23 protein-coding genes and 1 pseudogene are annotated in these 25,631 nt (G+C 37.6%); 12 read left to right on the forward strand and 12 right to left on the reverse strand.

Annotated elements, in window-relative coordinates; translation table 11 throughout:
• The first annotated feature begins 36 nt into the window (after positions 1-36).
• Positions 37-1,210 (forward strand): annotated as a pseudogene (gene cqsA, locus PAND9192_RS05735) (alpha-hydroxyketone-type quorum-sensing autoinducer synthase).
• 298 nt (positions 1,211-1,508) lie between these two features.
• The gene (locus PAND9192_RS05740) at positions 1,509-2,660 is read left to right on the forward strand and encodes a M12 family metallo-peptidase (RefSeq protein ID WP_087852954.1); all 1,152 of its coding nucleotides are present in this window, start codon (positions 1,509-1,511) and stop codon (positions 2,658-2,660) included.
• A 48-nt stretch (positions 2,661-2,708) separates the two neighbouring features.
• On the opposite strand, the gene PAND9192_RS05745 is transcribed toward PAND9192_RS05740, so the two are convergent.
• On the reverse strand, positions 2,709-4,763 hold the full coding sequence (locus PAND9192_RS05745; protein ID WP_087852955.1) for a response regulator: 2,055 nt from the start codon (positions 4,761-4,763) through the stop codon (positions 2,709-2,711).
• 169 nt (positions 4,764-4,932) lie between these two features.
• Here PAND9192_RS05745 and PAND9192_RS05750 point away from each other — a divergent pair, with 169 nt between their 5' ends.
• A complete protein-coding gene (locus tag PAND9192_RS05750; RefSeq protein WP_061000030.1) occupies positions 4,933-5,562 on the forward strand; it encodes a class I SAM-dependent methyltransferase in 630 nt (209 codons plus the stop codon).
• Positions 5,563-5,614: 52 nt separating this feature from the next.
• Here PAND9192_RS05750 and PAND9192_RS05755 read toward each other — a convergent pair whose 3' ends face one another.
• Both PAND9192_RS05755 and PAND9192_RS05760 read right to left on the reverse strand, forming a co-directional pair.
• The gene (locus PAND9192_RS05755) at positions 5,615-7,021 is read right to left on the reverse strand and encodes an amidohydrolase (protein ID WP_087852956.1); all 1,407 of its coding nucleotides are present in this window, start codon (positions 7,019-7,021) and stop codon (positions 5,615-5,617) included.
• 233 nt (positions 7,022-7,254) lie between these two features.
• Positions 7,255-7,593, reverse strand: coding sequence for a DsrE family protein (locus PAND9192_RS05760; RefSeq protein ID WP_061000034.1), 339 nt, complete (start codon positions 7,591-7,593; stop codon positions 7,255-7,257).
• A gap of 253 nt (positions 7,594-7,846) precedes the next feature.
• Here PAND9192_RS05760 and modA point away from each other — a divergent pair, with 253 nt between their 5' ends.
• From modA to modC, 3 genes are all read left to right on the forward strand, one after another.
• Positions 7,847-8,620: a molybdate ABC transporter substrate-binding protein gene (modA, locus tag PAND9192_RS05765; RefSeq protein ID WP_087852957.1), complete on the forward strand. Its 774-nt coding sequence runs from the start codon at positions 7,847-7,849 to the stop codon at positions 8,618-8,620.
• Positions 8,621-8,811: 191 nt separating this feature from the next.
• On the forward strand, positions 8,812-9,501 hold the full coding sequence (gene modB / locus PAND9192_RS05770; protein ID WP_061000068.1) for a molybdate ABC transporter permease subunit: 690 nt from the start codon (positions 8,812-8,814) through the stop codon (positions 9,499-9,501).
• Positions 9,501-10,601 (forward strand): molybdenum ABC transporter ATP-binding protein ModC, encoded by a 1,101-nt coding sequence (gene modC, locus PAND9192_RS05775; RefSeq protein ID WP_061000039.1) that lies wholly within the window; start codon positions 9,501-9,503, stop codon positions 10,599-10,601. The genes modB and modC overlap by 1 nt, the downstream gene beginning before the upstream one ends.
• A gap of 110 nt (positions 10,602-10,711) precedes the next feature.
• Here the strand turns inward: modC and PAND9192_RS05780 are convergent, their stop codons facing one another.
• Both PAND9192_RS05780 and PAND9192_RS05785 read right to left on the reverse strand, forming a co-directional pair.
• The gene (locus PAND9192_RS05780) at positions 10,712-11,728 is read right to left on the reverse strand and encodes a DUF2955 domain-containing protein (protein WP_087852958.1); all 1,017 of its coding nucleotides are present in this window, start codon (positions 11,726-11,728) and stop codon (positions 10,712-10,714) included.
• Between the two features lie 51 nt (positions 11,729-11,779).
• A complete protein-coding gene (locus PAND9192_RS05785; protein ID WP_087852959.1) occupies positions 11,780-12,847 on the reverse strand; it encodes an HlyD family secretion protein in 1,068 nt (355 codons plus the stop codon).
• Positions 12,848-12,961: 114 nt separating this feature from the next.
• On the opposite strand from PAND9192_RS05785, the gene PAND9192_RS05790 reads away from it, so the two are divergent.
• The gene (locus tag PAND9192_RS05790; RefSeq protein WP_061000045.1) at positions 12,962-13,828 is read left to right on the forward strand and encodes a LysR family transcriptional regulator; all 867 of its coding nucleotides are present in this window, start codon (positions 12,962-12,964) and stop codon (positions 13,826-13,828) included.
• 35 nt (positions 13,829-13,863) lie between these two features.
• Here PAND9192_RS05790 and PAND9192_RS05795 read toward each other — a convergent pair whose 3' ends face one another.
• The 4 genes from PAND9192_RS05795 to PAND9192_RS05810 all read right to left on the reverse strand — a co-directional run bounded on the left by PAND9192_RS05795 (position 13,864) and on the right by PAND9192_RS05810 (position 17,640).
• Positions 13,864-14,130 carry a hypothetical protein gene (locus PAND9192_RS05795; RefSeq protein ID WP_061000047.1) on the reverse strand — a complete coding sequence of 89 codons (267 nt, stop codon included), beginning with the start codon at positions 14,128-14,130 and terminating at the stop codon, positions 13,864-13,866.
• Between the two features lie 166 nt (positions 14,131-14,296).
• Positions 14,297-15,028, reverse strand: a complete 732-nt coding sequence (locus PAND9192_RS05800) for a DUF4336 domain-containing protein (protein WP_087853512.1) — start codon at positions 15,026-15,028, stop codon at positions 14,297-14,299.
• Positions 15,029-15,219: 191 nt separating this feature from the next.
• Positions 15,220-16,563 (reverse strand): cation:proton antiporter, encoded by a 1,344-nt coding sequence (locus tag PAND9192_RS05805; protein WP_200817779.1) that lies wholly within the window; start codon positions 16,561-16,563, stop codon positions 15,220-15,222.
• A 333-nt stretch (positions 16,564-16,896) separates the two neighbouring features.
• A complete protein-coding gene (locus PAND9192_RS05810) occupies positions 16,897-17,640 on the reverse strand; it encodes a glycerophosphodiester phosphodiesterase family protein (RefSeq protein ID WP_234998979.1) in 744 nt (247 codons plus the stop codon).
• 285 nt (positions 17,641-17,925) lie between these two features.
• Between PAND9192_RS05810 and PAND9192_RS05815 the strand changes: the two genes are divergently transcribed.
• The 3 genes from PAND9192_RS05815 (at position 17,926) to PAND9192_RS05825 (ending at position 20,878) form a co-directional block, all read left to right on the forward strand.
• Complete coding sequence (locus PAND9192_RS05815) at positions 17,926-18,504, forward strand: nucleoside triphosphate pyrophosphohydrolase family protein (protein ID WP_087852961.1); 579 nt, start codon at positions 17,926-17,928, stop codon at positions 18,502-18,504.
• Between the two features lie 118 nt (positions 18,505-18,622).
• The gene (locus PAND9192_RS05820) at positions 18,623-19,975 is read left to right on the forward strand and encodes an MATE family efflux transporter (RefSeq protein ID WP_234998981.1); all 1,353 of its coding nucleotides are present in this window, start codon (positions 18,623-18,625) and stop codon (positions 19,973-19,975) included.
• An 84-nt stretch (positions 19,976-20,059) separates the two neighbouring features.
• Positions 20,060-20,878, forward strand: a complete 819-nt coding sequence (locus tag PAND9192_RS05825) for an alpha/beta fold hydrolase (RefSeq protein ID WP_087852962.1) — start codon at positions 20,060-20,062, stop codon at positions 20,876-20,878.
• A 50-nt stretch (positions 20,879-20,928) separates the two neighbouring features.
• On the opposite strand, the gene PAND9192_RS05830 is transcribed toward PAND9192_RS05825, so the two are convergent.
• Together PAND9192_RS05830 and PAND9192_RS05835 are read right to left on the reverse strand one after the other, a co-directional pair.
• A complete protein-coding gene (locus PAND9192_RS05830) occupies positions 20,929-22,023 on the reverse strand; it encodes a nucleotidyltransferase family protein (protein ID WP_087852963.1) in 1,095 nt (364 codons plus the stop codon).
• Positions 22,024-22,090: 67 nt separating this feature from the next.
• The gene (locus PAND9192_RS05835; RefSeq protein WP_087852964.1) at positions 22,091-22,333 is read right to left on the reverse strand and encodes a CPBP family intramembrane glutamic endopeptidase; all 243 of its coding nucleotides are present in this window, start codon (positions 22,331-22,333) and stop codon (positions 22,091-22,093) included.
• 134 nt (positions 22,334-22,467) lie between these two features.
• Between PAND9192_RS05835 and PAND9192_RS05840 the strand changes: the two genes are divergently transcribed.
• Positions 22,468-23,958 carry a cobyric acid synthase gene (locus PAND9192_RS05840; RefSeq protein ID WP_087852965.1) on the forward strand — a complete coding sequence of 497 codons (1,491 nt, stop codon included), beginning with the start codon at positions 22,468-22,470 and terminating at the stop codon, positions 23,956-23,958.
• Between the two features lie 156 nt (positions 23,959-24,114).
• A complete protein-coding gene (locus tag PAND9192_RS05845) occupies positions 24,115-24,801 on the forward strand; it encodes a pseudouridine synthase (RefSeq protein ID WP_087852966.1) in 687 nt (228 codons plus the stop codon).
• Positions 24,802-24,868: 67 nt separating this feature from the next.
• Here the strand turns inward: PAND9192_RS05845 and PAND9192_RS05850 are convergent, their stop codons facing one another.
• Positions 24,869-25,558, reverse strand: a complete 690-nt coding sequence (locus PAND9192_RS05850; protein ID WP_087852967.1) for a DUF305 domain-containing protein — start codon at positions 25,556-25,558, stop codon at positions 24,869-24,871.
• Positions 25,559-25,631: the final 73 nt, after the last annotated feature.

Genomic DNA, 25,631 nt, shown 5'->3' on the forward strand with positions numbered 1-25,631 from the left:
TATGAATAACGTTATTTTAATAAAAGGTATATATCAATGACAATTCATGACTCAACTAAAATGCTACCAGAATTTATAAAAAAAAATTGAACATCATCTAGAGGAGCTTATTTATCCACGAAAAAATCAACAACATTTAGTTTTAGGGAAAAAGCCGACAGATAATGGGGTGTTATTACAAAGTAATGATTACCTTGCAATTTCAAATCATGATTATATCCGTAAGGTATATATTGATGCGTTACGTAACAATAATAAAGATGTTGTTATGTCAGCAATATTCCTACATAAAGATGATGATCATTCATTTGAACATCAACTTGCTGATTACACAGGTTTTGAGCATTGTATTTTATCGCAGTCAGGATGGGCTGCTAATATTGGATTAATCCAGACGATTCTACCGGTTAATACGCCTGTTTATATTGATTTCTTTGCGCATATGTCTTTATGGGAAGGCGCACGGATTGCAGAAGCACAAATTCATAGTTTTTTACATAATAATATTCGCCATTTAGCAAAGCTGATTAAACGTAATGGGCCTGGGTTGATCTTAGTTGATTCGGTCTACAGTACGCTTGGTACCGTTGCACCATTAACTGAAATTGTCGCATTAGCTAAACAATATGGGTGTGCTATTTTAGTTGATGAATCGCACTCTCTAGGAACTCATGGACCACAAGGTGCAGGGCTTGTTGCAGAATTAGGGTTAACGGATGACGTTGACTTCATAACTGTTAGTTTAGCAAAAGCGTTTGCTTATCGTGCTGGGGCGATATTGTGTAGCCATAAAGTAGGGCAAGCATTACCGTTTGTAGCACGACCAGCTATTTTTAGTTCTGCTTTATTGCCTCATGAAATTGCGGTATTGCAAGCGACATTAAATGTCATAAAAAATAGTGATGACCGTCGTTCACGATTAGTAGAACAAGCCGATAAATTACGTTATGGGTTGATTAAACTTGGATTTACTATTCAAAGTCAGTCACAGATTATTGCCCTAGAAACAGGCACTGAAGCGAATACTGAAATTATGCGTGATTATTTGGAAGATATGAATGTTTTTGGTTCTGTTTTTTGTTCGCCAGCAACCCCAAAAAATAAAAACTTAATTCGCTTCTCAGTGAATAGTGAATTAACAGATAAAGAGATTAATATGATTTTAAATGCATGCTCCATGATGAATATTAATCTAAAACAAGTCTCATAATAATAGCTAATATATAGTAATAGTTAAAAATATAGTATTAACTAATTAAATGGTATTAAGCCTACTAATAGTATTTAGTAGGCTTATTTGTTTTTTGTGACTTAATTATATTTTTTATTTTAATGGTGTTTTAAATACGTTTTTCGTTTAATAATAATCTTTCAGGGAATATTTTAAATATAAATAAAATTAAACATTGATATTGTTTTCAGCCTCTGTAGTATTTATTTAGATCACGAAATAAAGAGAATTCACCTCATTAAATAATCGATATTGTATTATTTTAAAAAGGATAATCATGCAAAAGAAAAAATTATGCTTATTATTAGCAATGTTTACTGGCACTGTAAATGCTGCTAATTTTGAATCGCCGTTAATTTTACCAACTGATTTATCAAACCAGCCAACCGCTTCACAGTGGGTTGTTGGTCATTATCAAAATATCGTGCAAGCAAATAGAGTCTGGGACCATTATAATATTGATATTCATCTTGTTCCAGCAACGGTAACTTATCTTGATTATCCTTATGCAACTATTGAAGAAGTCTCTGAAAATATTGAGCAAATGATCCAAAACGATCCAAGTATTATTAAAAATACCTTAACCACTTTTGCAGCGCAGCTATCAAATACCACCAAAGGCCATGCACGTTCACCGATGGGAGATGACGATTTCGCAGAAATGAATAATACGCCATTAGTATTAAGCGCCGATAGTGTTATTAATAAGCGTTACAAATTTGTTTATGCGCATGAGGTTGGCCACACTTTTGGTGCTAAACATACCAAAGCCAATACTGCTAATAGTACTCAAGAACTATTTAAAAATGGCTATGGCACTAAGCAATGTAATGCTGAAGGTACAACCAGCTTAATGTCAGGCTTTACCAGCTATAATCACGCGAATGGCTTACCATTTATAAATGGTCAAGCAGGTTGTGATCAAGGTACTGCTGATGTCGCTACACTCCTTAATCATAGTGCTAGCAAGAAAGAAAACCTTACGCCGTTAACTGGTGTACAGACATTAGTTGCTTCACCACGTGAAGATATCAATGCGCAACAATTTGAAGTTACCCTTACTAGAAGCAAAGATATTGATAATGCACAGCAAGCGACTGTTTATGTTGCAACCAAGGTGCATGGTGATAAGCAAGCGGCATTAGCGCCTATAGATGTTAACTTTGCTGCTGGTAGTAAAACAACAGTAGTAACGCTGCCTTTTGATCAGGTATATCCATTATTTGATAATGCCGATACTAATCAAGGTACGTATTTAGTAGCCGTTACGAATGATGAAGTGATGCCAGCGAGTATTAATTTATTAGACTCTAATACTCAGTGGCCTCAAAATAGTGATAATGGTGGTGGCTCTGGCGGCAGTTTATCTCTATTTTGGATGATGATGATGTCATTAGTTGTTTACGGCCGACGTAAACTGGCGAACTAATTTAGAGTGCAAAGTAGGTATAATCATTTATACCTACTTTGGCTAATGCTATGCTTGAAGCCATTTATTGACAGTGCGCAGCAATATTTCTTTTGATGTTGGTTTTAGAAGTAAATCAGTCATACCGACATTGATGAAAGATTTTTTTTGGTTTTCATCTAATGAGCCAGAATAACAAATAATAGGTATATGTTGGTGTGCATGGTATTTATTATTGGTTCTAATTTCTTTGGTTGCCTCAATACCTGACATCACTGGCATTTGTGAATCGATTAGAATCAGATCAACCGTGGCTTCTTGTAAATAATTGAGAGCCGTAAGCCCATTATCAGCCTCAACTACGTCATAACCGGCATTCTTTAGCAAAATGCCAGAGTATAAGCGTAGTGAAACATTATCATCAACAATCATGATCCTATTTTTAGCAACACTAGCAGGCGATGGCAGACTATTATTAGGTTTTCTTTTGCTGAATAATTGGCTTATAAGCTTTTTCTGTAACACTTCAAGATGGTTATATTCAAATAAATATGGTTTGTATGTATCAGATAAAATTATTTTATTATCATAATCTGTATGTGAAACAAAAATAATATTAATTGTTGTCGTATCAATTTTATTTCGTATTTTTCTTAGTAAATGACTATTAACAGAATTTATATCAATAATAATACAGTCATAATTATCGCCATCAATATCAATAATACTATGTGATGAGTTTTTTTTACTATATAAGGTGAAATTATAAAAAAAGGCAAGATGATTGAGATCAGATAATATCTTACTTTTATTACCTATATACAGTACAGATTTCATCGCCATTAGATCATATTTAATTTTATCTATAATAGGGGATGAAATGCTAGGTAAACGAATGATAAATGTAGTTGATACATTCTCTGTTGAGTAACATTCAATTTTTCCAGCAAAGGCATCTATTACTTTTTTACAAAAAGAAAGCCCTAACCCAGTATTGTTTTTTTTTCCTGAAGTATAATATTCTGCAAATATATTTTTAATTAATGTTAAAGGGATACCTTTACCGTAATCTTTAACACTAACAATGGTTTCATTTTTTTTGCTATACACAGAGATGAATATTTTAAAATTGGTTTTTTCTTTATAATAAAAAGAGTTTTTTAATAAATTAAAGAAAACATAGCGAAGAAGAATATCATTGCCAAATAAAATGTTGTCTTTGTTTATTTGAAAAAAAACTAAATCTCGATCGCTTTTTGTTTGATAGCCATATACGTCAAGCGTATCATTAATAACATCACCAATAGAAAGATGATGAAAAGAATGAGGTGATATTTTTTGACTATCAATAGAACTCAGTAATAGATTAATTGTACTGTGGCCATTATTTATAATTGAAATATTATCTTTAATTATATTGCGTAGTTTAGTTATTTCTGCGTTAGATATTAGACGATTATGCTGAGGATCATCAGTTAAACTTTCAGGTAACAGTTCTAACAAGACTTCTTGAGATGCATATAAAGCACTAAGAGGGTTACGCATTTCATGGGCAATACCACTACTAAATGATTGTGAAAATAGTTGCTTACTTTCAATTTCTATTCGGTTGCGGTAATTAAAACAGATGCCAGTAAAGTAAGAAAAGCTAAATACAACAACGTAAGAATAATGAAAACCATGGCTAATATTCCCTATAGTCAGATAACCGATGAGAGCTGCGGTACATGCGGCTATTGCGGTAGAGATAAGAATAAGTAGCCAATCATAGATAATTATAATTGATAAAAAAATGGCAGCCATAAAAGACATGATCCATTCAATTGACCATTCATTACGGATCATCATATAACAAAAGAAAAAAGGTAGTCCAAAACAGATAGTAAAAACAAAATGCTTTTCTTTATAGCGCAAAAAAAGCTTAGGCATATAATCTTTAATGGCAAATGGTATAAATAGCAGCATACAAACTAAGCGTAATGGCAAATTTTCATAGGGCTGAGGGAAAAGATAAGTCCAAATGAAATAGTATGCGGGAAAACCAATACTACCAAATAGCCCAATAATAAAAAGGTTAGGTTCAATATAGCGATAAGCTTCAGCTATTCTTTTGTTGGTTCTCATTAGTGTTCATATGCTAATTGGTGGCTATTGTTAATATTATCTTTATCACTATTTATTAGCAAGTTTTTACATTTGTTTAGGCTGATTGAAAACAATAAAGAGCGGCTTAAGCCTCTGCTTGTGACCTTTTACATGCTATGGTGATCATTTATGATTGCGAAGAGTATTTATGTCTTTTTTTAGCGCTTTGTTTTATGACAAAGTAATGCAATATACTGAACAAGCTTGTTTGATTGAATGGCGTAGAGCATTACTTGAAAATGTAGATGGCAATGTGTTGGAAATAGGTGCAGGCACAGGAGCGAGTTTAGGCTTGTATCCGTCTAAACCATCGTTAACACTCTATTTAGCTGAGCCCGATCAGCATATGCGAATGCAGTTACAACAAAAACTCCAATCACAATCTGAGATGAAAGCGACAGTATTATCATGCTCAACGGAATCTATTGAAGCTGATGATGATTTTTTTGATTATGTATTTGTGTCGTTAGTATGTTGTTCAGTGAAAGATGTTGCTGCATCTTTGCAAGAAATTAAGCGAGTATTAAAACCAACTGGGCGGTTTATTTTCTTAGAGCATGTTGCCGCTGAACCTGGATCTCAGTGCTATCATTGGCAGCAACGGCTAAATTTTATTTGGCGTCGAGTAGCGGATAATTGTCACTTAAATCGAGCTACTGAACAATCGATCACTGATGCTGGATTTGTGATTGAAGAAATACAATATGAAAAAATGCAAAAAATGATAGCGGTTGTGCAGCCAACGATTAGAGGTATTGCACGCATAGCATGCGAGTGATTAAAATAGAAAAGAGTGCAATACACTCTTTTCTACCACAACTGGTGTAAATTTATTGTACAATTTCGCCGCTTTCAACGACCGCTTTACGTACGACATCTGCAAATTTTAATGCTTCATCTCGCACTGTTTTCTCATTAACAGTAAGAATATTACGGTCTTCCATTAGCAACTTACCGTCAACAACTGAGTGTTTAACATTGGTCGCGTAAGCTGAATATACTAATGCTGAATAAGGATTATAAACTGGGATCATATTTGGTGCTTTGGTATCAATAACAATGATATCAGCTAGCTTACCAACTTCTAAAGAGCCAATTTTATCTTCCATATGTAAAGCACGTGCTGCACCAATCGTTGCCATTTCAATCACATTAATTGGAGGCATTGCCGCACGATCTTTATTAACCAGTTTATGTACTTTTGCTACTTGGTTAAATTCATCAATGGTGCTTAAGGTATTACCAGACATTGGACCATCAGTACCTAGACCAATTCGTAATCCGTCATTAAACATCTTTAATGCTGGTGCTACACCTTTGGCTGATTTGATATTCGCACTCATGTTATGAGCCACACCCACATCATGTTTTTTTAAAATAGCGATATCTTCATCGTTAGCATCAATAACGTGGGCTGCTAAGAAGTTAGCGTTTAATGCGCCAATTGATTCCATGTATTGAATTGGCGATAGACCACCTGAACGCTTGGCAATAACTTCACGCTCACGATCAGATTCAGCAAGGTGCATCATCACAGGTACATCGTGTTTAAGTGATAGTTTAGCAATGGTTTGCAGTGTTTCGGTTGAGTTAGTGTATGGACCATGTGGTGCAAATGCAGGAGTAATGCGTGGATGGTCTTTATATTGCTCAATAAAATTAAGGGTATACTTAATACCATCTTCCGGTGTTTTTGCACTTGCAACAGGGAATTGAATAATGGTTTCGCCTAAGATCGCACGCATGCCGATTTGATCTACAGTTTTAGCAACTTCATCTTCAAAATAATACATATCAGCGTAAGTAGTGACGCCGCCTTTTAGCATCTCCACGTTACCAAGTTGTGCGCCAATACGAACCATATCACGCGAAACCAGTTTTTTTTCTAATGGGAAAATATAACGGTGTAAACGATCGGGCACATCATCCGCCATTGAACGGAAAACCGTCATCGAAGCATGAGTATGGGAGTTAATTAGACCTGGCATAACAATATCGCCATCAGCATCAATTATTTTAGCGGCTTTATATTCACTAATGTTTGTACCATCAGTAACAGCATAGATCTTATTGCCTTTGATGGCGACTAAGCCATTATCAAAGACAGTTTTGTCTTGATCCATGGTGAGAACAGTCGCGTTTTTTATTAACAAATCGACATTTTCGATGGCATAAGCAGATGCGCTAATAAGTGAAGTGGCAGCTAAAGAAACAGCAAGTAACGTTTTTTTAAACATGATGTATTACCGTGACGATGGATTTTTGCCGATAATACAGTGCAATAAATGAATGAAAATAACTATTTCACGGATTACTTTTATTTGTGATCGAGATCTTGTTGGCAAGGTTGATTTAACAAATAAAAGGTATAAAGATGCTCAATTTCAAAAATAGTAATCGATTGCTTTTAGAATACTCAATCATACAGGATTTAAAATTGAACACCTTGGTATGTCTTTTTAGATTGAAGTTAAGGTTTAAGATACCCAAACCCTTGATGCTGTCGAAGAGCAACTTCATAGGCACCAGAGGGTACTATTTCGATGCCGTCAAGAAGCTGTTTAGGACTAATAGTTAATGCAGTCAGCGAATGGTGACATACAGTGATCATGACATTATGGTGTAGGAAATCGTTAATAATCTCGGTTTGTTTATTTTGTGCCAGCATTGTAGACGTCACAAGAGCGGGAGTTTCTCCGTTTAATGCTAATTCAATGATTGCTGTGTTATCCATTGCAATGATGTTTTTGACATTATTTAACGCAATCTCCCAACGTTCAGCTTGGTTAACATGGATCAGAATTTTCATATACTACTCACTATATTATGTAGTAAAAACCACTAATTATTTGATTGATAATATGCTTATTTTTGTGCATAGAAATCGTTAATTATAAAAAACTTATTTTGTTAAATTTATCTCTTTCTTTATTGTAATAGAGAGTAAATGCGGCGGTGATAGTTACCGAAGCTTAAATATGGGTGGTGATATTAGTATCAAGTTATCCTTGGTAAATTTCGATGTATACATTACTATATATCGAAATCGTTTGGAGTCTGTTATGTCATTAAAATCTGCTGTTATTACCGCCGCTGTATTATCTCTTTTTGCACAACCTGCTTTAGCTGCTGAGAAAGTGACGGTATTTGCTGCGTCATCGCTTACTAATGCACTTAATGCAATTGCTGCGAAGTATCAACAGCAAACGGGTGTTGAAACCACGTTATCATTTGCATCATCATCAGCATTAGCCCGCCAAGTTAGCCAAGGTGCGCCAGCTAATATTTATCTATCAGCTAATGAAAAGTGGATGGATTATGCGCAGCAGCAAGGGGCAATTGTAGCTAATACTCGTAAAGATATTGTTAAAAATAGCTTAGTGATGGTCGCACCATTAGCGTATCCACAGAATAAGATCAAAGTAAGTGCGAGTTGGAATTTAGCTAAAGCATTAGACGGCACACGTCTAGCGGTCGGGGATCCTAATTATGTTCCTGCCGGTATTTATGCAAAACAAGCATTAGAATCATTAGGGGTATGGAAACAAGCACAGCCATTATTAGCCAGTGCAAATAATGTCCGTTCTGCATTAGTGCTAGTTGAGCGTGGTGAAGCGCAACTAGGAATTGTGTATAAAACAGATGCTGAGATTTCTAAAAAAGTAAAAACAGTGTATCAATTCCCCGCAGATTCACATAAGCCGATTGTCTACCCAATGGCATTAGTGAAAGGCAATGTTACTCCAGCAGCAAAAGGGTTTTATCAGTATCTACAGCAACCTCAAGCTGCAGCTATCTTTAAATCTTATGGTTTTGATCAGGTTACACAGCAATAATTAGCGACAATGCTCATTTGTGAATGAACAATAAAGGTACTGAGTGAAAACTAAGTGCCTTTTATATTTTTACGTGATTATGCTTAAAAAGACGGCGAATAAAGCACAGAAATCAAATCATTGCTGACTGAAAGTCAATGATTACCTATGCTATTGCTATAACGAATCAAAACGCTACAGGATTGTTGTTAGTGCTCACTGAATATGAATTACAAGCGTTACTATTAAGTTTGAAAATTGCCAGTGTGGCAGTGTTCTTTAGTTTACCGTTAGGCATTGGTTGTGCGTGGGTGTTAGCACGACGTCAATTTTGGGGTAAATCCTTATTTGATGGGCTGATCCATTTACCTTTAGTGTTACCGCCAGTGGTCATTGGTTATTTATTACTGATCACTATGGGCCGTCAAGGTACGATTGGTAAATTGTTATATGAATGGTTTGGTTTTAGTTTTAGCTTTAGTTGGCGTGGTGCAGCATTGGCAGTGGCTGTAGTATCGTTCCCATTGATGGTTCGTTCAATTCGATTAGCATTGGAAGGGGTAGATAAGAAGCTAGAACAAGCAGCACGTACTTTAGGCGCATCGCCTATGCGAGTGTTTATTACCATTACTTTACCGTTAATGATTCCAGGGATCCTAACTGGTACTATTTTAGCCTTTGCACGTGCGTTGGGTGAATTTGGCGCGACGATCACTTTTGTGTCTAATATTCCTGGTCAAACGCAAACCATTCCTTTAGCGATGTACTCCTTTATTGAAACCCCTGGTGCAGAAAGTGAAGCGGCTCGCCTGTGTGTGGTTGCCATTATTATCGCATTATTATCACTATTTGCCTCTGAATGGCTGACACGTATTGCCAGAAAACGATTAGGGGCAGCGTAATGAACACTAACATCGACCAAAAACGACTCAAAATGTGTTTTACTCAGCAACTTGGAGATCTGGCATTAGCGATTGATCTTGATGTGCCGATGCAAGGGATCACTGCTATTTTTGGTCGTTCAGGGGCAGGTAAAACCTCGTTAGTTAATATTCTAAGTGGGCTTAGTCATCCCGATAATGGCTATATACAGCTTGGTGAGCGGGTATTGTTTAATAGCCAACAAGGGATCGCATTGAGTGCAGATAAACGTAATATCGGCTATGTATTTCAAGACGCTCGCTTATTTCCACATTATACCGTTAAAGGCAATTTGAATTACGGCGTTAAGCACCCAGACCAACAGCATTTTGATGATGTGGTTAAACTGTTGGGGATATCATCATTATTACAGCGTTATCCGGCTTCACTCTCTGGCGGTGAAAAACAGCGCGTGGCAATAGGGCGCGCATTACTGACCAAGCCCGATATGTTGCTAATGGATGAACCGTTAGCTTCACTTGATATGCCACGTAAACAAGAGTTAATGCCTTATTTAGAAAAACTAGCGAAAGAAGTAAATACGCCGATTATCTATGTCACCCATAGTTTAGATGAGATCTTACGGTTAGCAGATTCAATGGTGATGCTTAATCAGGGTAAGGTATTAATTTCAGGTCATGTTAACTCGGTGTGGAGTTCACCTGAAATGCGTCCTTGGTTACCAGCAAAAGAGCAGAGTTCGTTGCTGAGCGCGCGAGTGAACCTTAATCATCCACGTTATGCACTTACTCAGGTGATGCTTAGTCATGATGCTTCATTGTGGGTAACACAATTGCCTCATCAACGAGGGGAATGGGTACGTGTTCGAATATTTTCTAACGATGTTTCAATTGCGCGCCATTATCCTCAAGCCAGCAGTATTCGTAATATTCTTGCGGCTCGAGTTGATAAAATTCATTATGCTGATGATGAGAAGGTTGAAGTAAAATTGCGTATTGGTGAGACCCATTTATGGGCCAACATTACCGCATGGGCTGCAGATGAATTAGCTCTTAAAGTGGGTGATCAAGTGTTTGCTCAGATTAAAGGTGTCAGTGTAACCAAAGATGACTTGGCGTAATAAAAATAGTGTATTAAGCCTCCAACGTTGGAGGCTTTTTTATCGTCTTTATATTCTGTTTTTATGAGGTAATTGTTGAAACAACCAACGTCTGGTTGTTTCAACAATTATTATCGGTGCCCAAAAGATTCATCAGGTGATTTGATCACACGGATAAGAAAATGATGAATAATCCAGATCATCACAGAAGTTAAAACAACCACAACAACAATAGAGCTAAATCGATAAAAAATAGCATATACAGCATCTTTTTTATTGGGAATTAATGAACTGGTAAGCGGTACAGTTAATGCTGACATTGCCGAAAAAGCAATACTCGATTTAATTGTGCCAAGTGATAGCCAAGAGCAGAAAAAACCCGCAGCAATAGCATAAGCCATAATAAAGAGTATGCCGTTATCAGACCATGAATAGAGTCCGACTTGAATAATTAACCCAGCTAAACACCCCAGAAAAGTACCAATAATACGTATTTTAGCAGCAGCCAATGAACCAATTAAGGTCATTGGTGCTAGTACAATAATAATAGAGGCTTGGGCTGATAATGAGTCATTAAGATCGCCTATTTGAAATACCACAAATGCCAGCATGGCAATGATCCATCCTAGTGCGGTTTGTCTTATCATACCGATATGGTCGTAACGTTGTGCATCGTGAGTTGTATCGACTGCCTGTTCAACGATGGGATCTGGGAATAAAAAATAGGCCAAAGCACAAATAGGCACAGTAACAAGTGCACAGCACCACAAGGTAATTGAAAAGTCTTCCAAATCAAAGCTGCTATAGCTGGCAAAATTGAGGGCAATTGAGCCGACAAGTAAACCGACAAAGCCAAATAAATAACTGCTTTTATGGCTCATCGCAATACACTTTTCGAGGAAAAATATTCCTACTACAACCGTTAACAGTAAGGGCGATGATTGAAAAAAACCATTAATAAAGCTGACTTCAATCGTGACCCAAACAACGCCAACGATGAGTTGCTGAAAACTATTCCAATGCCAATGATCGGCATTTGTCATAATAATTATTGGTAATAAGGCTGCGAAAAATCCATATGACCAGCCAAATATCATCGTAATAGCTAGACCAACGACACAGCCAAACCAAAGTCGCATTGTTTTCATAAGTAGTGACTCCGTAAATTCATTACCATGCGTATTAATGGCGTAGTTGAATTAGTAAATAAAATGCAGTGCACTGGCGATACGGATTTCAATTTTGGCTAATAATTGCCATATAGGATCATGTTGTGGGTAGACAACAACTGTTGCACGAGAGCCAACAAAGAGTTGTGGAGGCAATGGTTGTTGGCTGGTGAAATTAACTCGTACTCGTTGTGCATCACGGACCCAACGGTTACTGGTGTCGATATGCGTAAGATGACCATTAGCCATTTGCTGAGCAGCAGCAACACCGTAATCACGATTATTAACGGTCAATGGAAATACTTGACCAGGTAAAGCGTCATAAGCGACATAAGCTTTTGAATGGTCATGGAAGTTAGCAATAGATTTTTCTCTAAAATCCGCCGTTACCCACATTGAATCTGTAGGAATAAAAGTCAGCATCGGTTGATTGGCATTTGCCATAGTACCGATATCTACTTGAAGATTAGTGATCACACCATTACTAGGAGCAATGACATCAGTATGGGCTAAATTCAGTTTTGCCTGCGCTAAGGCATTTTCAGCTGCTAAGACGATAGTACTTTGACCTAGTTTAGGCCCCAGTTGGGTGTTGATTACCACCGCCTGTTGCTTTGCCGCGGCTAAATTAGCCAATGCGGTTTCATTTTTTGCATAAGCATTGTCACGCATTGATGCTGAAACAAGATTTTTTTTGGCTAACTGATTTATACGGATAAAGTCACGATGAGCATTATTATAATTAGCTTGGCTGGTGGCAATATTAGCCTTAGCTACATTGGCTTGTGCATATAACCCTTGTTCTTGTTGGTGAGCTTGCTCTAATGCAACTTGCGCTTCATCAACGGCTAAACGATACTTTTGATTATCAATACGAAATAACAACTCGCCTTTGGATACGGGTTGGTTATTTTTAATATCGACTTGGGTAATTGTTCCTGATACTTGAGGCGCTATTTGTACAACATAACCTTGAACACGACTTTCACTGGTTAATGGAACGTATCTATCAGCAATAACAATATAAGTCACCAGTAGAATAAAAAGCACAATAAGGCAACGCATCCAACGTTGAAAAGTGGTATGAGAATTAGGCATAGAATATTCCGATGGTCATGATCAAGCATTCAGTATAAAAATATTGAGCTTGATTAAATACTGCAACAAATGTGACACTTACGTACTAAAAATAGGACAATAGTGGATATTTTGATGAAAGCATCAATGGATGACCTGTATTTATTTATGCTAACAGTAAGGCATGGTGGTATTAGTGCGGCTGCGACAGTGCATGGATTACAACGTTCAAAAGTCAGTCGTCGGTTGCAAGAATTAGAAAAAGCGCTTCATTGTCAGTTACTGATCCGTACTACGCGTCACATAGAATTAACTGAAAATGGGCGCTTACTGTATCAACATATCAGCCAACCATTAACGGATGTTAATCATGCAATCAATTTACTTGAAAGCCAGCAAAATAGTTTACAAGGCACATTACGATTAGCGGCGACAGCCTCTTTTATTTCATCTCCGATGTTTGCTGAAGTATTAAATACCTATGTTAGCCAATTTCCATTGGTGAGGTTGGAATTAGTTTATTTGCAAAAAAGTGTTGATTTAGAAAGAGAAAATATTGACTTGCAGTTATTGCCAAATATGGTTGAAATTATTAACCATGATTATGTACAGCAAACATTCTTAACCTCGACCAATGGATTATTTGCATCACCTGCTTATTTACAGCAGCACTCAGAGCCTAAAAATATGGCAGAGTTGCAGCAGCATTGGTTATTAACCAGCAGTTATAATGCGACTTTATTGCCGGAAGGATCCAAAATACGACTGGTATCAGAAGATATTAATATGATTCAACATATGGCAAGTTTAGGGCAGGGTATAGGATTATTACCGACTATTTTAATGCGGGAATTTTTACAGCAAGGGAAATTAGTTCAAGTGTTAACTGATATTAATTACTCCGATATTATGATGACCTTAGTTTACCCATCGCGGCGTTTTTTACCTGAAAAAACGCGCGCAATGGTAACGTTATTACGCCAGAAATTTGCAGAAGAATAATATTAATCAGCGTCAGTGAATATACCAGTGTCGCGTTATTTTATTTCTCGCGTAAATTTTAGTTTTTCTACAGCGGCAACCCAAGATGGGCGATTAATATAATGGCCGATGATCAGTGCCGGAATAATAAAAGCAATATGTAATACTGCAAGTTGAGCATTTGATGTTGCTAATACCGTATCACCACTAACATAATTGAATAATGCAATGGTACCGAAAATCAAGCCAAGCACACTAAGGATAAAAAATCCAACCACACTAAGACCGAGAATATCACGAGAATAAAGTTTCAATAAGTTCATTAATTAACTCCTAAACTCTAGCGACTGAGCATAATAAATATCGCTATGGGTGTTGTTATCATTATTATAATTACTATGCACGTTTAGAGTAGTGGCGATATTGATCTTGCACATAAATTGATATCTATTGTGGCCTATCTATTTAAATAATCGATATATAGCTTATTTATGCTTTTTTGGTGGTGGTAATCTTTATTTTATGTGCCATTAACCAACTGAATGCATTCGAGAAATGTGCTTTGGCATTATTATCAATGACTTTCCCATGTGACAGAATAATACGCTCAAAAGGCCAAGTGAGAATTTCTTGAATTGATTGTCGAAGTTGGGTGTGGTTTTGAAAAGTAATACGCCAATACCACGGCATTGCTGGTTTAAAGTAGCAACCATTGAGAACCGCAATAGCAAACGTCAGTGGGTGACGGCTTTCTACCATCCATGCTAAAGCATCACCTAAAATAAGCGTTTGTGAATGAGGATCACAAAAAGCAATTTCCTCCATCGTATCACTGCCGCGAATAACGGTTTGCAGTAATTGTCCTTGCCAATGATAGGGTGTTTTATTACCAAGGGCATCATCAAAGGTAAGATCACTGCGTTTATGAATGAGTCCTGGCGGTGCATAAAAATAGGCTTGAGGATAAGCGAGCCACCAATCAGAAAGATAAATATTATGACTTTTATTCGGGGTGACCACGTAACCAACATCACCTAATTGGCTAATCTGTCGCTGTAGTTTTGGGGTAATATCAATAGGAGAGTGGATAAACAGTTTATTGTTATTCAATCGAATTATTGTCATTCGATGGTCAATTGGCGCACCTGCAACGCGGTATGGCATCGTGCAATACCAAATGCGATCTTTGCTCCATTCAACGAGAGTGCAATCCTTGCTCATAAGCGTCATAACGGTTAATTAATAAGTAATGATCATCATATGATTAATTTTCCAGTGGTCAACATTTTTATTACATTAATGTTTAATTTCAGCAACCTTGGAATAAAAAGGCCACCGTTATTGGCGGTGGCCAGTATGCTGATTAACGATTAACGATTAACGATTAACGATTAACGATTAACGATTAACGATTAACGATTATCGGTATCAGATGTTGATGGCTCTGTGGTTGAGACGCTATCAGCAGCAGTTTGATCCATTTTTTCTTGTTCAGCTTTTGCTTGATAAATCATTGGGGTAATTGTGGAACCCTGGACAATGATTGAGAAAATCACCACGGCATAAGTCATTAATACAATGATTTCTTTAACATCAATATCAGGGCTAAACCCAATCGGTATTCCGGTTGGAATCGCCATTGCCATTGCTAGCGCTAATCCGCCACGTAATCCTCCCCACGTTAATATTTTAATCGATAGTGGGTTATAGCGACGGTGGCGGCTAAATACTTTATAAGAGTATTTAATCGTTAGATAACGACTTAGTAATACTAGCGGTATTGCAATCACCACTGCCAAAATATCAATAAAGTGGAAACTAAAGGTGATCATCATAAAGCCGATCAGCAAGAATAAAATCGCGTTTAAAATTTCATCGGCCAGTTCCCATAAATGTGAGATCTGATGAGAAGCTTCTTTTGATATCGTATTACGGGTCCAGTTACCAATAATAATACCCGCAACAACCATCGCAAGCGGTGCTGAAACTTCAATATGCTCACTTACCACATAACCAAATGTTGGAATTAAAATGGTTAAAATTAAGCGGAACATATTGTCATGTGAGGTTTTAATTAAGAAATGGAATACCACCCCAAGTACTGCACCAAACGCAATACCGCCTAATGCTTCACGGATAAACAGCAGTGCAGTGCTTGATACCGTAGGGGCAGTTTTACTAAATGCGATTTCAAACAGAGTAACAAAAATAACTAAGCCAACACCGTCATTAAACAGTGATTCACCTTCAATTTGGGTCGAGATCCGTTGAGGTGCATTGAGTTTTTTAACAATGGCCAATACCGCAATTGGATCGGTTGGTGAGATCAGTGAGCCAAATAAACAACAATAGATAAAATCAATATCAATGGTGCAAATTTTAAATAGCACCCACAACACAGTACCAATAAAGAAGGTTGAGAAAACAGTACCAACAAGTGCTAGAAATGATATTTCAAACTTTTGATCTTTAAGGTGAGGTAACTGAATATTTAATGCTCCACCAAAGAGGAGGAAACCCAATACTCCTTTGAGTAGGAAATCATCAAATTTTACACCTTGTACCATTTGAATCAGTTCATGTTCATCATTCAATGGTATATAGCCTAATTTACTCAATATTAAGAGAATAAATGATATTGCTATTGACCAGCCAGTGATGGCAATGGTCGGCTGAAACTTACCGATACGGTGATTAATAATTGATATAAGGATAGCAATGGCTGCCATTATACAGATGGTGTCATAAGCTGACATGAATAGTGTACTCCACTAGATATCAAATAAGTTGTCGTTCGACTGTTGTTAGCATAATTATCTGATTTTGTGTGTAATAAAAGAGAGTTATAAATAGAATGATAATAATTTATATTCCCTATAAACATATAGTTACATTTTAATGAGATCAAACACAAATTGTTTGTATTATTTTGGAATATAAGGTTGCGATTTTAAATGTTAATAATAGCTGTCTTAATTATAGGTTAACAGTGATTAACGAAGAGTGAATAAATAAGAGAGGAAAAGGATGTGCTGTAGCGAGTCAATCATTTAAAATAATTGACTCGCAAACAATATCTTAGGAAGTAGTTATTGGTTATTTGTTGCTGAAATTAATAAGCCAGGATCATCACTAATAATAGTGCTAACGCCCCAACGAGTAAATTTCTCTACTTTTTTAGGATCATTCATGGTCCATATTTGGAGCACTTTACCAGCATCAGTAATTTCTTGTGCAAGCTTTTGATTAAGTAAATGATGATCTAAATGAATGCTGTAGAGATCAAGCTTAGCATCTAAGCGGGCAATATCGGGCACCCAGTCTTCAATAATCAGTCCACGGCGAACTTCTGGCCATTGTTGTAAGCAGTACTTTACTGCGTTGTAAGAGAAGCTAGAAAGAATTAAGCGTTCAGTATCGAAACCATAGTCTTTAATTGCTTCAATCGTTTTACGCACTTGAAGTTCGACTTCTTCTTCATAATGGACTTTGATTTCAAGATTGAGATTTAATCCGTAATCGTCACAAGCTTGCAGTAACTCAGTTAATGTTGGAATTGTTTCGCCTGCAAATTCAGTTGCAAACCAGCTTCCAGCGTCTAATTGCTTTAGTTCATTGAGTGTTTTATGGCGTACACTTCCAGAACCATTAGTACAACGACGAACACTTTTATCATGAATAATGACTGGGATTAAATCATCACACAGTTGAGTATCGGTCTCAATCCATGTTGCGCCAGCATCAGCTGCGGCTTTCATGGATATTAATGTGTTTTCTGGGGCGACTGCACGCGCGCCACGGTGACCTGCAATCATCACTTCTCCAACATACATATTATTATCTCGCTATGAGCATTATCGTAGAAATTTTATTGGCTTTACTTTAATTCGCAAGTGATTAAATACGAATAATGATATCTCAATTGTTATGTTTTAGCGTCGTCTAACAATAGTTAAGTCTATTTTGTCATCAAGCTAACGATTTTTAAGTAATTGGTTTTGTATCTGGTAAAGGATTGGATTAGTATCTTCGACCGTCGCGTGATTTTGTTGAGAGCATTAGTCTGATGATCAATCTACAATCCCGCCAGCCTTTAAACCTGAAACAAGGATATTCGAATGAAGCTTTCTACGCTAGACCAATCCCTTTTCGATCACCTTTACAGCGATATTCGAGAGTTTCGTTCCACCTTTGATTTAGATATTGAAAATCCTGCCAGCCTTGATGAACAAGCTGATGCTTTACATACGTCATTAGCGGTTGAAGAAATGACCGAACTAGCTGAAGCTGATTCTTTAGTTGAACAAGCCGATGCTATTGTTGATTCAGTGTATGTATTAATGGGCCGTTTGGTGCATTTAGGCGATAAAAAAATTGGTGATAATATTGGCATCAGTTACCTAATTGATATTTTATTACAAATGTCTGAGCGCCTAGGTTTTAACTTTATTGATTGTTGGAATGAAGTTCATTCAAGCAATATGAGTAAAGTATGTCGTAGTCAGCAGCAATACGACGAAACAGAAGCTTTCTATGCCAAGCAAGGTGTTGTATTAATGGCAAGCACTAAAGGTGATTATATTATTGCTAAATGTGCACAGGATGTAGATGTCGATGGTAAACTTATTCGAGCAGGAAAAGTGTTGAAATCAGTTTATTATCGCCCAGCAGATTTAGTAAAATTAGTTATACGCTAATTAACGCTTCAATATTACTTCTGATCCTCGCTATGGCGGGGATTTTTTATTGGTATTGAGTACAAGGTTGTGGCTTGACACTAGATATTTATATAAACGTTTTATTTAAGTTACTATTATGAAACAAAAAACACGTACTCATTTCGAACCCCATGGCTTAGCCCATCAATTGTTCACTATGACGTGGCCGATGTTATTTGGTGTACTGTCGCTAATGAGTTTTCAATTAGTTGATAGTGCCTTTATTGGTCAACTAGGTGTTCTACCTTTAGCTGCGCAAGGCTTTACCTTACCAATGCAAATGTTAGTTATTGGTTTACAGGTTGGGTTAGGCATTGCGACCACGGCATTAATTTCACGAGTGTTAGGCAATAATGATCATCATCGTGCGCGTCAGCTCGGCGGTGTGGTGGTGATTATTGGCGATCTCGGCATTATGGCATTGTGTGCTGCAATCTGGTTTGGTCGCCATCAATTATTATGGTTGCTTGGTGCGCCATCTAATGTGTTTGCTGTAATTGATAGTTATTGGCCTGTATGGCTGGCGAGTGCTTGGTGTGGCTCGATGGTGTACTTTGCGTATAGCATTTGTCGCGCTAATGGTAATACCTTGCTTCCGGGTATTATGATGGTCATTACTAGTGTACTTAATATTGGTTTAGATCCGTTATTCATGTTTACTTTTAATATGGGTATTAACGGTGCAGCATGGGCAACGATTTCCTCGTTCACTATTGGTATGTTAGTGGTTTATCCGCTGTTAATTAAACGTCAATGGTTGAGTTTTGACTGGCGAGGATTAGCGATTTATAAAGCGATTAAAGAATTAGTTCATATTATGGCACCGGCAATGTTAAGCCAATTATTACCGCCAGTTTCAGCGATTTTAGCAACTAAATTAGTGGCCGGTTTTGGTGCTGCAACAGTTGCAGCCTGGGCATTAGGATCACGACTAGAATTCTTTTCACTAGTGGTGGTACTTGCGCTCACTATGTCAATGCCACCGATGGTGGGGCGTTTGCTGGGACGTAAAGATATCGCCAGTATTGAAGCGTTAATCACGATAGCTGTGCGATTTGTGCTGCTATGGCAAATTGCGATTGCCGCAGTACTATTTTTGAGCGCGCAATCATTAACACAGCTATTAACCACAGATACCTCAGTACAACATATTCTGATGATTCATTTAACTCGTGTACCTATCAGTTTAGGGGCATTAGGTATTTGTATGTTGATGGTGTCGGTCTGTAATGCAATGGGGCTACCAATGCGTGCATTACTGATTTCTGCATTACGATTATTTGTGTGTTATTTACCAGTGTTATGGCTTGGAGCCCATTTTGCGGGCTTATCAGGGCTGTTTACTGGAGCAATGCTCGGTAATATAGCCGCTGGATTATGTGCTTGGGTATTCTATCGCCAAGGACTTGCGCATATTCGAAATAAATACCAAGTAACATCAATGGTATAGTTGTTATGCTAGTGTGTTGCAATAACGTAGCGTAATAACTCATCCATATTAATCAAAAATGTTAACTAAAAAAGGATACCAACAATGCAAAGGTTCGCTATTGATGGTCAGCAGATGACTTATCGTGATCAAGGTACAGGTCCTGTACTGGTCTTTGGTCATAGCTATTTATGGGATAGTGCAATGTGGGCGCCGCAAATTGAGGTATTAAGCCAACATTATCGTTGTATTGTACCTGACTTTTGGGCTCACGGCAGTTCTGATAGTGCGCCGATGGCGACGCGTACCTTACGTGACTATGCTGATAATGTCTTGGACTTACTTGATCATTTGCAGATTGAAAAATTTGCGATGATTGGGTTATCTGTTGGCGGTATGTGGGGTGCTGAGTTAGCGCTCAAAGCACCTACTCGTGTGACAGCTTTGGTGTTGATGGATACATTCTTAGGCTATGAACCGGAGGTGTTACATGCGAAATATTTTGCAATGCTAGATACGTTACGCGATCAGCAACAAGTACCTGCGGCATTGATTGATATGATTGCGCCATTATTTTTCCGTCGTGACGGTCATCTTCATAATCCACAGTTAGTGAGTGATTTCCGCGAACATTTATCAAGCTTGCAAGGGGATCGTGCTGTTGCTGTGTCTGAGATGGGACGTATGGTATTTGGTCGTCGTGATACCTTTGATGATATTGAGCAGTTGACACTACCAACATTAATTATGTCAGGCATTGAAGATAATCCGCGTCCACCGCTGGAAGCGCAATTAATGCATGATGCGATTGATGGCAGTGAATACGTGCTTATTCCAGACGCGGGACACATCAGTAACTTAGAACAACCACAATTTGTGACTGAACAATTACAGCGTTTTTTAGCAAAAGTTTTGTCGGTGTAAACGTATATTAAGCCTAGTGAGTGTGCAATGCCTCACTGGGTTAATTATTGCTAGTAAATTACTTCTTCATCATCGTGTGGAATACTGTTAATAATTAATCGCTTAATGATATGAGGCACAATACAATATATAGGCATTTGTTTTAAACGGCCTCGAAAGCGTAATGATTTTACCGCATCTCGATAGTCAGCATTACGATGTAAAGGAAACTGATAAATAAACGCATCAATAAAACGTTGCTTATAAATCCAATAACAGACGCGATGTGATTTTTGTTGTTGAAAATAGGCGAGTGCAGTCTCAGGAACCGATAAATTGAATAAATCACGGCATAAACTTACCGCAAGATACAGGCTATTATCGTTACCGACTTGCTGTTGGAGTTGAATCAAATTATGCCAAAAAGTAGGGTGTTGGCTAAAGTAAATAAATTGCAAATATAAGCTATAAATATCACGTAATCCATACTGATAATCTATTTGGTTAAATAACATTATGGCTTGGTGAAGTACCATCGCATCGGGCGATAATAATGTTGCAGGCTCACAAATACGAGGTGATAAATGATGGTGTAGCAAAGGTGCTGAGTTCAGTTTATTACTCAAGGTTTTGGGTAATAATTGAAAGTGAATTGCTACTTCAGTTCGGCGTTGTTTGTGAATCAGCGGTGTGGTTTGTTGCGCCCAGCGGCGATAAAACGTTTCTTCATAGTCAGCAATGTTTTTATAGCGCCAGCCATTACTTAGCAGAGCTTTTTCAACGTTGGGCACATGTTGTGGTGGCACATAAATATCAATATTATGTTTGACCCTTCCTGCAAACATATCACAATCAAGCCATTGTAATGCGCTGCCGCGTAAATAACGCCAACTGCTAATCACTCCTTGAAACAGCTCTGTAAGATGCTGATGCTCTAGTACCAGCTGCTGCTGTTGTTTTTGATAGCTATAAAAGCCTGACATTAATTGTTGTTGAGTGTGCAGCGGCAAATCTTGTTCAATTTGTGCAAGTTGGCAACGCGCCCGTAATTGGCCTAATAATGATAGATGCCGAGCTTCGGTAATAACTTGATAGCTGTGTTTAGCATCAATCTTGAGTAATGTTTTTGGATTATTGAGAACATCAATGAGCAATAATTTAGACATGTCCCTTTGCTCCTTATCCCTGCGTTGTATTATTAAATCACATCGAATGATACTCAGATTTGCATGTTTACAATGGAAGTGGATAAGTAAAAAATACTAAATTAAATGCAAAATGAATCACGATAGCGATCGTTATCTTCCTAGTCCAATAATAGCTTAGCCCATAAAGTATGCCAGCCAATGTTGCAATTATGATAAATAAGGGATCACCGCTAAAGTGTGCTAAACCAAATAAAACGCTGGCAATGGTAATTGCAATAGGTGGCGCTAATTTTTTGATAACGTGAGAGTGAAAAAGGAGATAATTCATAAAGGATAAATAGAAAATGATTACTATTTATATCATATTAGCGATAATTGAAACGTCTTTTTCTATCGGATACTTAATAAGTACCGACAAACAGTGATTATCGCAGCCCGATACTATCAACATGGAATGAGTAAATGACGGATACATTACAGCCGACAACACGCGCACTAATGGTACAAGGTACAACCTCTGATGCTGGTAAAAGTGTGCTAGTGGCAGGATTATGCCGTGTATTGGCACGCCGCGGAATTAACGTTGCTCCGTTTAAATCACAAAATATGGCCTTAAACAGTGCCGTAACCCAAGACGGTGGCGAGATAGGGCGAGCACAGGCTGTTCAAGCACAAGCATGTGGTATTGAACCGAGCGTGCATATGAATCCAGTGTTACTCAAGCCTAACACTGATGTTGGCGCACAAGTTATCGTTCAGGGTAAAGCTTTAGCTGATATGAATGCTGTTGGTTACCACAACTATAAGAAAGTGGTGATGGCACCGATTATGGAATCTTTCACGCTGCTGCAACAACAGTATCAGACGATTATTATTGAAGGGGCGGGTAGCCCAGCTGAAATTAATCTACGTGACAATGATGTTGCGAATATGGGCTTTGCTGAAAAAGCCGATGTGCCCGTGATCATTATTGCAGATATTGATCGTGGTGGTGTATTTGCGCATATCTATGGCACGTTGGCATTGTTGTCTGAATCAGAACAAGCACGTGTTAAAGGCTTTGTTATTAATCGTTTTCGTGGTGATATCAAGTTGCTTGAATCTGGTTTAGAATGGCTAGAACAAAAAACAGGTAAGCCTGTATTAGGTGTTTTACCGTATTTACATGGTCTAATGCTTGAAGCTGAAGATGCGATCAATTGTCAGCAAGTTGAAGCTGCAGATCATCAGTTAAAAGTGGTTGTTCCTGTTCTTACACGGGTGAGTAACCATACTGATTTTGATCCACTGCGCATGCATCCTCAAGTTAATTTACAGTTCGTCGGTAAAGGACAGTCATTTCCTGCCGCAGATTTAATCATTATTCCTGGCACTAAAAGTGTTCGTAGCGATTTAGCCTTTTTATGTCAACAAGGGTGGGATAAGCAGATTCAGCGTCACTTACGTTTAGGTGGCAAAGTAATGGGAATTTGTGGTGGTTATCAGATGTTAGGTGAAACCATTGCCGATCCGTATGCAATTGAAGGTGAAGCAGGAGTAAGCCGTGGTTTAGGCTATTTATCTATTGCGACAACCATTGAGAAAAACAAATGCCTACAACAAACAAAAGGCACGTTAACACTGCCAAATCAAACACCTGTTGCGGTAAAAGGTTATGAAATTCATGCTGGTGTAACTCAAGGTGTTAGTGCCAACGCACCATTACAATTAACCGATGGCCCTGATGGTCAGTTAGGTTGTGATAATCAGGTGTTTGGCACTTACTTACACGGTATTTTTGAACAACAAGCCGCATGTGATGCAATTTTATACTGGGCGGGTTTAGAAGCCACACAAACTCCTGATTTTGAGCAGATTCGTGAGCAAGGTATTGATCGTATTGCTGATACCATCGAGGATCATATGGATCTTGGTGCGTTATGGCCACAATGGGGCGATAAATTTACGCGTTAATTTTATCTTACTAAACAGTAGGTTTTAGCATTTGCTTTATTTAGAATGCAGGGCGGTTTTTTAAGCTGCATTCTAATGTTTTAAAAGATAGCTACGTCTCATTTCTGTTATTATTCCAACGGTAAATTTTCTCTATATTATGGCTATCATCATTTCATGAAATCGTATACTCATCGCCTCGATCGTTTTATTAGTCAAAATAGTCCTCATTCTATTTCAGATACGCGCCTTTTAGTGGCTCAAAAAAGAATCATTGTCGATGGATTGGTAGCGCACTCTACTCATCAAAAAGTTACCCAATTTACAGAAGTCGAATTGGATGGACGATGTCTGCAGAATAATAAACCGATTTATATTATGTTGCATAAACCGCAAGGTATTGTAAGCGCAACCAAAGACTTAAAACATAAAACGGTATTAGATCTTATTGATCATCCGCAAAAAGAGCAGTTACACATTGTGGGGCGTTTAGATTTTAATACCACAGGGTTAGTGTTATTAACCAATGATGGTGCATGGTCGCGTCAAATAAGTTTGCCACAAACAAAGCTCGCTAAAGTGTATGAGGTTACGCTATCTAAACCATTAACCGAGGAATACATTCAAGTATTTAAAAAGGGGATTTACTTTGGCTATGAGGATATCACTACCAAGCCTGCAGATTTAGAAATACTCTCTGACTATAAAGCGCGGTTGTCATTAGTTGAAGGTAAGTATCATCAAGTAAAACGGATGTTTGGCTTTTTTCAAAATGAAGTATTAGCGTTACATCGTGTATCTGTAGGGAATATTTCGGTTGATGGGCTTGAAAGTGGTCAATATAAAGAGTTTTCAATTGATTAAATAACCCAAAAAATCCGGCTTAAATGAGCCGGATTTTTTTAGATATTAATAATAAATTTAACGATTATTAATGGTGCTCATGTCCTGTCATTGCTTTCGTAACCGTTGTTTTTTGCATCGCGGGAGCATTATTTTTTAACCATGTCTTCATAAATGCAATTTCTTTAAGTTGTGCTTTAACAATGGTTGTCGCAAAGGTTTTAGTCGGTTGATCTTTTAAGTAAGGCATGATGACTTCAGTCATTTCGACAGCAGCTTCATGGTGAGGGAGCATGCCTGCCATAAAATCAATATTAGGGTTACCCGTTAGTTTAACCTTCATCATGTTATGCATGATTTTCATTGATTTATCCATCATCTCTTTTGAATTAGCCATATCTCGTTGAGCAAGTGGTAACTCTTTATGAGAAGCCAACCATTGCTTCATATAAATCACTTCTGCTTTTTGTGACTTAATAATGTCGATAGCTAATTGATGTACAGCAGGATCAGTTAATGTCGGTAGGATTGATTCACTCATCACGATAGCTCCTTCATGATGAGGCAGCATACCAGCAATAAAATCTAAATCTGGATCACCTGTTAATTTCAAAGAATGCATTCCTGACATTGCTGTCATCGAATCGTCCATCATTGTTTTTGATGCGGCGAGATTTGTGATGGGCATATGCTGACTATGATCGGCGATAGAATCAGTTGCAAAAGCTGTAGTAGAAAGGAGTGCCGCAAAAAGAACAGCAATAGATGATTTTTTCATGGTGATCTCGTTATGTTTTATTTTGTATAACACTATAAAGCTTCCACTATGGGGAAAGTCAACAAATTGTTTA

The sequence above is a fragment of the Photobacterium andalusiense genome, assembly GCF_900185625.1.
GTDB classification, from domain to species: Bacteria; Pseudomonadota; Gammaproteobacteria; order Enterobacterales; family Vibrionaceae; genus Photobacterium; species Photobacterium aquimaris.